12 protein-coding genes and 1 tRNA gene are annotated in these 10,573 nt (G+C 43.5%); 8 read left to right on the plus strand and 5 right to left on the minus strand.

The genetic code is table 11. The features are described from left to right. Positions 1-386 precede the first annotated feature (386 nt). The 8 genes from rpsO to FHQ23_RS11070 all read left to right on the plus strand — a co-directional run bounded on the left by rpsO (position 387) and on the right by FHQ23_RS11070 (position 4,486). Positions 387-656, plus strand: a complete 270-nt coding sequence (gene rpsO / locus FHQ23_RS11030; RefSeq protein ID WP_084256242.1) for a 30S ribosomal protein S15 — start codon at positions 387-389, stop codon at positions 654-656. Between the two features lie 209 nt (positions 657-865). Continuing rightward, positions 866-955 (plus strand) — tRNA-Ser (locus FHQ23_RS11035). Between the two features lie 649 nt (positions 956-1,604). After that, positions 1,605-1,895 (plus strand): hypothetical protein, encoded by a 291-nt coding sequence (locus FHQ23_RS11050; RefSeq protein WP_139614371.1) that lies wholly within the window; start codon positions 1,605-1,607, stop codon positions 1,893-1,895. 60 nt (positions 1,896-1,955) lie between these two features. Continuing rightward, a complete protein-coding gene (locus FHQ23_RS12440; RefSeq protein ID WP_176552314.1) occupies positions 1,956-2,126 on the plus strand; it encodes a hypothetical protein in 171 nt (56 codons plus the stop codon). 41 nt (positions 2,127-2,167) lie between these two features. Further along, positions 2,168-2,467: a hypothetical protein gene (locus FHQ23_RS11055; protein ID WP_139614372.1), complete on the plus strand. Its 300-nt coding sequence runs from the start codon at positions 2,168-2,170 to the stop codon at positions 2,465-2,467. Between the two features lie 206 nt (positions 2,468-2,673). Further along, positions 2,674-2,859 carry a hypothetical protein gene (locus FHQ23_RS11060; RefSeq protein WP_139614373.1) on the plus strand — a complete coding sequence of 62 codons (186 nt, stop codon included), beginning with the start codon at positions 2,674-2,676 and terminating at the stop codon, positions 2,857-2,859. Further along, on the plus strand, positions 2,859-3,281 hold the full coding sequence (locus FHQ23_RS11065; protein ID WP_139614374.1) for a hypothetical protein: 423 nt from the start codon (positions 2,859-2,861) through the stop codon (positions 3,279-3,281). Before FHQ23_RS11060 ends, FHQ23_RS11065 begins: the two co-directional genes overlap by 1 nt. Before the next feature lie 524 nt (positions 3,282-3,805). Beyond that, positions 3,806-4,486 carry a tape measure protein gene (locus FHQ23_RS11070; protein WP_139614375.1) on the plus strand — a complete coding sequence of 227 codons (681 nt, stop codon included), beginning with the start codon at positions 3,806-3,808 and terminating at the stop codon, positions 4,484-4,486. A 115-nt stretch (positions 4,487-4,601) separates the two neighbouring features. Here the strand turns inward: FHQ23_RS11070 and secF are convergent, their stop codons facing one another. The 5 genes from secF to queA form a co-directional block, all read right to left on the minus strand. Further along, entirely contained in the window at positions 4,602-5,504 is a 903-nt protein-coding gene (gene secF / locus FHQ23_RS11075; RefSeq protein WP_139614379.1) for a protein translocase subunit SecF, read from the minus strand. An 88-nt stretch (positions 5,505-5,592) separates the two neighbouring features. Further along, positions 5,593-7,440 carry a protein translocase subunit SecD gene (secD, locus tag FHQ23_RS11080; protein ID WP_139614376.1) on the minus strand — a complete coding sequence of 616 codons (1,848 nt, stop codon included), beginning with the start codon at positions 7,438-7,440 and terminating at the stop codon, positions 5,593-5,595. Between the two features lie 36 nt (positions 7,441-7,476). Continuing rightward, positions 7,477-7,776: a preprotein translocase subunit YajC gene (gene yajC, locus FHQ23_RS11085; protein WP_139609623.1), complete on the minus strand. Its 300-nt coding sequence runs from the start codon at positions 7,774-7,776 to the stop codon at positions 7,477-7,479. A 151-nt stretch (positions 7,777-7,927) separates the two neighbouring features. Then, positions 7,928-9,088, minus strand: a complete 1,161-nt coding sequence (tgt, locus tag FHQ23_RS11090) for a tRNA guanosine(34) transglycosylase Tgt (protein ID WP_139614377.1) — start codon at positions 9,086-9,088, stop codon at positions 7,928-7,930. 80 nt (positions 9,089-9,168) lie between these two features. Beyond that, a complete protein-coding gene (gene queA / locus FHQ23_RS11095) occupies positions 9,169-10,257 on the minus strand; it encodes a tRNA preQ1(34) S-adenosylmethionine ribosyltransferase-isomerase QueA (RefSeq protein ID WP_139614378.1) in 1,089 nt (362 codons plus the stop codon). Between the last annotated feature and the right edge of the window lie 316 nt (positions 10,258-10,573).

Below are 10,573 nucleotides of genomic sequence, written 5' to 3' on the forward strand. Positions count from 1 at the left end.
TTCCCTCCAAATGGGCAATCAGACCAAAACCGCAGTTCTCCCTGATCTCATCTCGGTTATAAAGCATAATAAACTTCCTGTACTGTCTAATCATTTTTCTAATATTGTTAGAAAGTACAAAAAAATACAATTTTAGTCAAAATATTTTTATATAAATTGGCAATATACAGAATATATTTCAAAAAATACAGCGTTAAAGTAGATTTATTCTAATTTAAATTTGATAATAATTATCAATTATTTTTACTGCAAAAACTCTCACTCTCGCCACTTTTACAATAGTGTTGCAATATTCAACAACTCACAGTAAAATGCGCCTTCCCTGTCGTAGCTGAATTAGAGATCGGCTATTGATGTATCTTAACTAAAATTTTTTAGGAGTTATTATGTCTCTAAGCGCAGAAGCAAAAGCAAAAATCGTTGCTGAATTTGGACGTGACGGAAAAGACACTGGTTCTTCAGAAGTTCAAATCGCTTTGTTAACAGCACAAATCAACCACTTGCAAGGACATTTCTCTGTCCATAAAAAAGATCACCATGGTCGTCGTGGTTTGTTACGCATGGTTTCTCGTCGCCGTAAACTGTTAGATTACTTAAAACGTACTGATCTGGCACTTTATACAACGACAATCGAACGTTTAGGTTTACGTCGTTAATCAAATCTGCTGATTTCCCAAGCCCTGCCATGCAGGGCTTTTTAATGTCTGAAATATCAACGATTATCGACAACAAAATTGTACACTTGCCGAAAAACACCGCACTTTGATTATAATTCCCTCAACCAAAATAAATATTTGAAATTCACTGTTGACTTGCCCCAGCGAAATTTGTATTATCTGCGCCACTCATTAAGAGTCAACCGTGCGGAGGAATGGTCGAGCGGTTGAAGGCACCGGTCTTGAAAACCGGCGAGGGTTTACGCCCTCCGTGAGTTCGAATCTCACTTCCTCCGCCACTTCACTGTTTTTTAACGTTCGCCAACGTTCACAAAGTCTAAAAAATCCCTTTAAATTCAAGTCAAATAGCCGTTTTAATGGTTTTCTTTGTTTTTTATTGTTCGTCATTGTTCAGGGTCTGATGTTCCCTCATTACAGGTAACCATTTTCGAGGGAACATTAAACCAAAATATTGAAGCTCGAATGAGGCTAAAACAATGGCAAAATCAATCCTCGTTTAAGCGATAAACAACTAAAAACCCTCAAACCGCAAAGCAAAGAATTTGCCAAAGCCGACTGCGGGATTATTGGATCACTATAATACGACAGGCAATTGTGCTATGTGGTGGTGATAAAAAAGGCAAGAAAGAACCTTTTATAAAACGATGATCGCCCTTGCAGAACAAACCTATGATGATTATCTCTCAATTTCAACAGGAGCAAAATAATGAGCGTAAACTTTAAAGACGTAATAGCAGCGCTTCCGGCGAAACAGCAAGCTTAAGTTAAAGAGATTGCGGATGAAATGCGGCAACGATATTCGGCTTTCTTCGGTGAAACGGTATGTGGAAGCGATGGGCGGTGTCTTAAACCTCTCGGTGAAACTGCCAACCGGAAAAACGGTATCGTTTAATTTGTGATGGTTGAATAATCAATAAGGGGGATAATATGCGACAGGTTACTGGTGATTTAACGACTTTTGCGGTCTATGTGGCAAAAATGATTTTTATTGTTGCAGGTATTCCTCTGCTGATACTTTTTGCCTTGGGTACGTTAAATAGTATTACGATTGGGGATATCCTCTCGGCAAAAGGAGCTTATTGGCTCATTTGTGGGGTCATTGCACTTTTCTGTGTGGTATCAAAAAAATTCTATTTCGCGTTCTTGATATGTCTGCCGTTCTTGTTGCTTTTCCTGTACTTTGGCGGCATTGACTATCTTGCCAATTGGCTTTACTAACTAATATTACGATTTAAATCTGAACCTCGCTCCCGCGAGGTTTTTTTATGGGAGAAATTTATGACTAGTACGGTTGTCGTAATGATTATTGATCTTGGAATGAATAATACACAATTCAGAAGTGCGATTGATAAAGCCCAACAGCGTGCGAAAAAATTTTCAACAGAAACTCAGCGTTATTTGAAAAAGCCAAAACCAGTGTTCATCAACAATTTTCAACTCGTGTGTTAACTCCGTTTCTGCAACCAGAACCGAAAGTCATCGAGAAAGTAGTGGAGAAAATCATAGAGAAGCCGGTTGAAAAAATCGTTTATCTGCCACGCAAACACCCACTGGACGATTTTGATTTCACACTGTTTATCAAATCGTTGGATTTAGCCACTTTTCACACAGAAAAGTTGAAAAAAGAGTGGGATGAACTGTTCGCCGCCTTAAAACTGCTAAACTACCGCAAGGCGTACAATATGAACGAACGGCTGCACGTCGCTAACTGGAACTTGCAGCGATATAAACCGCTGTTTGAAAAATTCAAAGCGGCACAACCGCACTTAGAGGGACTTGATTTGTTATGAGCCTAGGTTGTAAAGGTATGCTTTAAACCTCAGGTTGTTATTGCCAGATCCTATGAGACTTGATAATATTCAGTACATAAATGTGCTAATGAGGTTATCTTATGAGTGCATTTAGCTCTTTAACACACATATTTAGTAACATAGCTTACCTTCAGCGATTGGAGGTAGGCTTTTTGTGTTAGTTGAGCCTTACATAGGAGGAGCAAATGAAAGCATTAAAAACACCTGTAAAAGCGCGGTATTTAAGTCCTAAAGGCTATCTTAAAGATGTTGAACTCAATCGTAAAAATAACAATATTGACAGTGTAGTATTTATTCCACCTGAGATTGGAAAATCTGGGTTTGGGCGTTTCTTGGTTAAATATAAAATACCGGTATTGGTGAACAGATAATGAACGGCGAACCAATACAAAATGTACCTCAAGAAGTTGAGGGAAAAGACGAATTTATTAAAGACTTTTTCGTCTTACAGCAACAAGAAATTGCAGTTAAACGTGATGAACTTTTGGTTCGTAAAGACGAAATTCACTCTAATGAGAACATCGCTCTTGCCTCTATTGCTTCGCAAGAAAAAATTGAGTTAAAAAGCCGCGATGTATTTTTAAGTAACCAAAAAACCAAATTCCTTCTTTGGGGTGTTCTCGCAATCGTCATTGCCGTCGTTTTGATTTTTTCAATGAACTCAGGCAAGACAGAAATTGCGATGGAATTAATTAAAATCGGAGGAGCCGTACTTTTAGGCTACTTTGCCGGAGTTAATCGCGGGAAGGCTCAAATTTTAGAGAAGCAAAACCAACAACCACAAAATGATTAACTATATTCAATTTTGATATTCTCAAAGGCTGCCATTAGGTAGCCTTTTTGATTGGATTACTACCCCAAAACCGATGATCATCTAAGGAATTTAACATGAAACAAAAGGTGTCGATCTCTCGTTTGACTTGATAAAAACCGTGGCAACAACGGCGATTAAGGGATTATTTCATTGAAAAATCAACAGAAATTTGGTACGGTTTAGATATAGAGATGGTGAATAGGAGGTAATATGGAATACTTATTTTTTATGTTTCTAAAGCCGATCATTAAGTACACTGGTATTGTTCTACTTATGTGTGCGGTCATGTACGGCATAATGTTCCCCTTGCTAGATCTTCTCGTTGCGATATTGAATATTACTCCTAAAACACTGGCGAATATTTTATACACATTACTTGCTATCTTTGTGGTTTGGATGTTTGTACTTCAACTCAGAGATAAAGATAGTTGACTATTGCCCCGCATAAGCGGGGCTTTTGCATTAAGGCCACCAAGCGGTGGCTTTTTTATTGGGAGAAAATCATGGCGGGATCGTTAGGTGCATTAAACATTGCATTGGGTTTGGATAGCATCCACTTTATTAACGGCTTGGGCAAAGCGGAATATCAGGCGCAAAAATTTGCAAATCGCACACAAAAGTCATTAAATCAAGTTGAAAAAAGCCTAAAAAGTTTAGAAAAAGCCAGTCAATGGGCAACAAAGGGATTTATTGGAGCTAAAGGGCTTAGTGTGGGTAAGTCCCTTATTCAATACGCCGATGCTTATACTGAAATGAGTAACCGAATGAAATTGGTTACCTCAAGCTCAGTAGAAAGTGCGCGAGCAATGCAGGCAGTATTTGATATTTCAGCCCGAACAAGCCAAGCGGTGAGTGCTACCGCACAGGTCTATCAACGCTTTGCACAAAATGCACAGCAGCTAGGAATTAGTCAAGGGCAAGTTGCAGCACTGACCGATACCGTATCAAAAGCCGTTGCAATTTCAGGAGCTAGTGCAGCAAGTGCAGAGGCGGCATTAACACAATTTGGTCAAGCGTTGGCTTCCGGCGTATTTCGTGGGGATGAATTTAACGCTGTTATGGAGCAAACGCCGGAACTGACACAAACCTCGCAAGCCAATTATGCCAAAGTGCGGTCTGAATATGATGTGGCGAAAGCGGAAACCGCAGGCATTCAGGCAATACGTCAACAAATTGCGGCTTGAATATTTAAGTCTATTTGCTCAGAGAAATCTGCACCTTACTAAGTTGGAAGTTTGCTCCAACTTTTGGGGTGCAGATTCATAGCAGTTCATTGATCTTATTGCGATATTATGCCTTTTACGGCATGATCGCGTCTTGATCTTCGCCTTCTTTTTCTATTTTTGGTGGTAGCATATGCTCCCGTCTCAAGCCTAAATCAAATGCCAACGAAGTGGCGATATAGATTGAGGAGTAAGTTCCAAAACCAATCCCGACTAATAGCGCCAATGAGAAGTTATGGATACTTGATCCGCCAAAAATATATAGCGCCAAGACCACGACCAATGTGGTAGCGGAGGTCATCAAGGTTCTGGCAAGCGTTTGTGTTAGAGAAATATCAATAATTTCTACCGCTGGAATACGGCGGATTTTACGAAAGTTTTCGCGGATTCGGTCAAATACCACGATACTATCATTCAGTGAGTAACCGATAACCGATAAAATCGCAGCGACAAAAGTAAGGTCGATCTCTACCTGTAATGCCGCAAATACGCCCAGTGTCACAATAACATCATGCGCCAATGCCAAGATAGCGCCAGTTCCCAAGCGCCATTCAAAGCGCAATCCAACATATAGCAATAGCATGATTAAGGTTGCCAACGTGGCATAAATTGCGGCTTCAGTCAGCTCTTTGCCGACATTCGGTCCAACGAACTCAATACTGTTGACAGTTGCTTGTGCATCAATGCCGTGTAGGATATTGATTATTTTCGGTCCGATGGTGGTATCGCCGTCTGCGGACGGTAAACGGATCATCACATCTCGTGTGCCGCCGGAAGCCTGCACAATCGCACTAGTAAACTCATTTTCCGCCAACACAGACCGCACTTTCGGCAAATCGGCAGGTTGCGAGAACGTTGCCTCAATCACTGTACCGCCGGTGAAATCTAATCCCCAGTTAAATCCTTTGGTGATCACAAAAAACAGCGATATGGCAACTACAGCTACCGAAAAAATATAGCCCAAAGGGCGATATTTCATAAACGGCACAACTTTGCGTGCCAATTTAACGCCATTTTCGATTTCTATCGTTTGTTTTGCTTTTACATTCACAATTCAATCCTCACCACTAAATCGATAATTTGTTAATGCGCTTGCCACCATAAAGGAAATTGACAATCGCACGTGTTCCGGTAATCGCGGTAAACATCGAGATTGCAACCCCTAATGACAACGTAATAGCAAAACCTTTAACCGGGCCGGTTCCAACTGCATATAGAATAATCGCAGTCAAAATAGTGGTTAAGTTCGCATCAAAAATACTGCTAAATGCACCGTTATAGCCTTCATGAATCGCTTGCTGTACCGTGCGCCCGTTGCGTAACTCTTCTTTTATTCGTTCAAAAATCAAAACGTTAGCATCAACTGACATACCAACAGCCAAGACGATTCCGGCAATGCCCGGCATGGTCAACGTCGCCCCCGGCAACAAAGAGAGTACTCCGATTAACAGCACGATATTCAGTACCAAAGCAATGTTAGCGATAATCCCGAATTTACGATAGACCACAATCATGAACAAAATGGTAAACAGCAAGCCATAAGCGCTGGCTTCCATACCTTGTGCGATATTCTGCGCCCCTAATGACGGTCCGATTGTCCGCTCTTCCACAATTTGAATAGGGGCAATCAAGGCACCGGCACGCAACAACACCGAAAGGTTTAATGCTTCCGCCGGGCTGTCAATGCCACTGATGCGGAAACGGCTGCCTAGGCGGTCATTAATCGTTGCGACGTTGATCACTTCTTCGTGTTTCTCAAGAATCGGCGTGCCTTTATCGTCTAAGCGACCACTCTCTTTATATTCGCTATATAGCGTCGCCATCGGTTTACCGATTGCATCACGAGTAGCTGCTGCCATCAGATTGCCACCCTCACTGTCAAGGGTGATATTCACTTCTGGTCGTCCGGTAGTATGATCGCTGCCTGAAGTTGCACCAGTGATATGTTCGCCGCCCAGAATCACACGGCGGTATAACACCACCGGACGCCCTTCACGATCATTTTTCACTTCGGAATCAGATGGTACTAAGCCACGCGCAGCGGCATCAGCGCTGGCATTGGTATTCACCAAACGAAACTCTAATGTTGCTGTCGCGCCCAGGATTTCTTTGGCACGCGCAGTATCCTGCACCCCCGGCAATTCGATCACGATACGTTCGGCACCTTGGCGCTGCACTATAGGCTCAGCAACGCCCAACTCTTCAACCCGTTTACGCAAAATCGTTAAATTTTGCTCAATCGCATGCTCACGCACCTGTGCCAAATCAGCTTCGGTCATATTCACGGTCAACAGGTTGCCGTTGCTTGTTACCGTTAAATCTGGATTACTACGCCGAATCAAACTTTGCGCTTCTGAAGCCTGCGCCTGCTCACCTAAGGTGACAATAGTCGAATAGTTGTCGCCAGTACGAATATTACTATAAGGAATTCGAGCTTTACGCAGTTCAGTACGCAACATATCTTGTCGTTGTGTTTCCAGCTTCTCAAGTGCGGTATTCATATCGACTTGCATCAAGAAGCGCACACCGCCACGTAAATCTAAGCCGAGTTTCATTGGGCTGCCGCCAATCGCCTCCAGCCACCCCGGCGTTGCCGGTGCTAAATTCAAGGCAACGGAATAGCTGCTGCCTAAGCTTTCAGCTAATTTGTCTTTCGCTAACAATTGCTCGTCAGTATTGCCGAATTTTGCCAACACCGAGCCGTTTTCTAGTTGCAAAGATTTAACCGGCAGTTGATTTTGCTGTAGAACTTGTTGAACTTGTTGATAAGTGGTGTTGTCCGCCTGCTGTCCGCGCGTTCCGGAAATCTGCACCGCAGGATCTTCACCATAAAGATTTGGAAGAGCATATAAAATGCCGATGGCGACCAAAATGATCACCATCAGATTCTTCCATAAAGGGAAACGATTTAACACAATTAATACCCTTTTTAATGGTATGGAAGAGAAAAATTACAGCGACTTCATTGAACCTTTCGGAAGAACGGCAACAACGAAATCTCTTTTGATTGTCACTTCAGTTGTGTCGTTTAATGCGATCACAATATAATCATTTTCTGCTGAAGTTTTGGTAATTTTACCGATTAAACCACCGCTAGTTAACACCTCTTCGCCTTTTGCCAGAGATGCCATCAAATTACGGTGTTCTTTATTGCGCTTGGCTTGCGGGCGGAAAATCATAAAATAAAAAATTAAGGCAAAAATGACCAAAATAAAGATCATTTGCATTCCACCACCTTGTTGAGCGTCCATTTCTTATCCTTCTAAAGTTAATTGAAAAAATCGAGTGAATAAAACTTAGCGGACACCGCTGTCTTGATTTCTGGCTAGCCGTGTCCGTTTTTAAGCCTGCTAAAAATAGCATAAAAAAGCCTTAAAGTGAAAAGCTTCTTCGTTGCCAGCCCTATTTTACTTCGCTAAAGGCATGATATTGATTCAACGGCGGCACCGGCTTGCCGATTCTGGCATAAAATTGTTCAACAAACTGTTCTAATTCGCCTTTTTCAATCGCTTCGCGCAGTTGTGCCATCAACCGTTGATAGTAGCGTAAATTATGAATCGTATTTAATCTTGCACCCAAAATCTCACCGCACTTATCCAAATGATACAAATAGGCTTTGCTGTAGTGTTTACAAGTATAACAATCGCATTCCGCTTCCAACGGTGAGGTATCATCACGGTATTTGGCATTACGGATTTTGATGACGCCATCGGCGGTAAACAAATGTCCGTTGCGTGCATTACGGGTCGGCATCACGCAATCGAACATATCGATCCCACGTCGCACGCCTTCTACCAAATCTTCCGGCTTGCCGACGCCCATCAGATAACGTGGTTTGTCTTGTGGAATTTGTGGACAAACGTATTCCAAAATTCGGTGCATATCTTCTTTCGGCTCGCCAACCGCCAGACCGCCAACCGCATAGCCGTCGAAACCGATATCAACCAAGCCTTCGACCGAGACTTTGCGCAACTCTTCATACACACCGCCTTGAATGATCCCGAACAGTGCATTTTTATTGCCTAATTCATCAAAGCGATCACGGCTACGTTTTGCCCAACGTAGCGACATTTCCATCGAGTTTTTGGCGTAATCAAAATCCGCCGGATACGGCGTGCACTCATCGAAAATCATCACAATATCCGATCCCAGATCATATTGAATTTCCATGGATTTTTCCGGTGACAAGAAAATTCTTTCGCCGTTGATCGGGTTACGGAAATGCACGCCCTCTTCTTTGATTTTGCGAATATCGCCCAAACTGAACACCTGAAAACCACCGGAATCGGTCAAAATCGGCCCGTGCCACTGCATAAAATCATGCAAATCACCGTGCAATTTCATCACCTCTTGCCCTGGACGCAGCCATAAATGGAAGGTGTTGCCCAATAAAATTTGTGCCCCAGTCGCCTTGACTTCTTCCGGCGTCATGCCTTTGACCGTGCCATAAGTACCGACCGGCATAAACGCCGGTGTTTCAACACTAAACTCGCCCTGCGGACGTTGAAATGTCAGTCGTCCGCGTCTGGCACGTCCGTCAGTTTGATGTAATTCATATTTCATTTTTGCTCCTTCAACGGAAAAACAGTCCGAAGATATTGATTAAACAGGAAAGTGCGGTTATCCGTACTCTCCTCTCTTACTTATTCTAATCCTTTTACCATTGGATTTTTGCTGATAAACATCGCATCGCCATAACTAAAAAAGCGATACCGCTCGGCAACCGCACTTTGATAGGCACGCATCGTGTTTTGATAACCGGCGAAAGCGGACACCAACATCACCAAGGTCGATTCCGGCAAATGGAAATTGGTGATCAGGGCATCAACCACGCGAAACGGCTTGCCCGGATACAGAAAAATGGTGGTGTCGGAAAAATAGGGGGCAAGCAAGTGCGGTTCATCCTTCTCCGCTGCCGCCAATGCCGCACTTTCAATCGAGCGTACTGAGGTTGTGCCGACCGCAATCACCCGCTTGCCTGCGGCTTTAGTCGCCAAAATCGCCTCTACCGTCTGCTCACCGACTTCCACATATTCGGCGTGCATATGGTGATCTTCCACTTTCTCTACTCGCACCGGCTGAAAAGTGCCCGCACCGACGTGCAGTGTGACAAAGGTAAAATTCACGCCTTTTTCAGTTAATTGTTGCAACAATGCCTGATCAAAATGCAACCCGGCAGTCGGCGCCGCCACTGCGCCTGGCACTTGGTTATACACGGTTTGATAACGCTCCTGATCCATTTCTTCATCAGGACGATCAATATACGGCGGCAACGGAATATGCCCGATTTGCTGTAAAACCGCCAACAATGGCGCCTCGCCAACCACTTCCAGCTCGAACAACGTATCGTGACGAGCCTTCATCACAAACAGAATGCCGTTGCCTGCGCCCAGCTTGTCTTCGCCCAATATGATCTGTGAACCGGCTTGCGGTGCTTTCGAGGCACGAACGTGCGCTAAACAGCTTTTTTCGCTCAACACCCGCTCAACCAACACTTCCAACTTGCCGCCGCTGGCTTTACGCCCGAACATCCGCGCCGGAATCACCCGCGTATTGTTAAACACCAACAAATCCCCGGCGTTCACCAAATCCAGCACATCAGCAAATTGACGATGTTGCAACTCGCCGGTCTCCCCGTTCAAACACAACAAACGACTGCTAGTGCGCTGCGCTTTCGGATAGCGCGCGATCAACTCGTCCGGCAACTCAAAATGAAAATCTGAAACTTGCATTGATCTTAACTCATTTCTCAATATCTAACTAAAATAAATGCTGTAGTCTATTGCCTGTTAAGACTGATAGCAAGATGAAATCTTGTAAATGTATAACGCTCCCCAAAAACAAAGGCTGTTTTATCCCTAAAGCAGCCTTTATCACGCTACGATGCCCACTATGGCTCACCGTACTTTCTGCACCTCTCCGGTTTCTGCTCGGTACTTCTACCCCGTCCTTAGCGACGCTTCAACACCAGCTTCTCCCCCTTCGCATTGTTTATCTCTATCTGTGCCGGTGCTCGGTTCTTCTTATGTAAAATCCCTATATAGTTCC

Origin of the sequence: Testudinibacter crocodili (assembly GCF_006228025.1) — a bacterium.
Lineage (GTDB): Bacteria > Pseudomonadota > Gammaproteobacteria > Enterobacterales > Pasteurellaceae > Chelonobacter.